The organism is Providencia sp. Je.9.19 (assembly GCF_051129765.1).
Taxonomy (GTDB): domain Bacteria; phylum Pseudomonadota; class Gammaproteobacteria; order Enterobacterales; family Enterobacteriaceae; genus Providencia.
The window spans coordinates 1-478 of the sequence record NZ_JBCPSS010000030.1 but is presented as its reverse complement, the minus strand read 5'-3'; the positions used below and the strand labels follow the sequence as shown (position 1 = coordinate 478).

At 51.9% G+C, this 478-nt stretch carries 1 protein-coding gene; it reads left to right on the top strand.

All coding sequences use genetic code 11. The annotated features are described in order from the left end of the window. Positions 1 to 478: Ig-like domain-containing protein (locus AAZR93_RS21580; protein ID WP_434721040.1), on the top strand; the 478-nt coding region annotated here is incomplete at both ends.

Here is a 478-nt window from a genome sequence, read left to right as displayed (position 1 = left end):
GTGCTACCCGCGGCCGAGGCCACACTGGCACAAAACAGCGACTCGGGTGTGAAAGGTGACCATCTTACCCAAGAAAAAGCGGTGACCTTAGTCGGCAAAACTAAGCCGGGCTCGGCGGCAGTGGTTGTATTTACTGGGCAGGAGTACCCAGTAGTGGTGGGTAAGGATGGGGCTTGGCAGGTAACTTTGCCCGCCGTAACGGAAGATAAAGTCTATGACTATCAAGTCAGGGTAACGGATAATGCAGGCAATGTCGGGGTATTCCACGGGCAATTTACGGTCGATACCCAGGTGGATGCATTATCGGTACGCCTAGATGTGGCTTCTGACAGTGGTATGATCGGGGATAACGTCACCAATGATATGCGCCCTCATTTTTCAGGAAAAGCGGAAGCCAATAGCGCCATTGTGTTAATTATAGGTGGGCAAAAACTCACAACCACCGCCGATGAAAATGGCGATTGGACAGCCGTTAGTC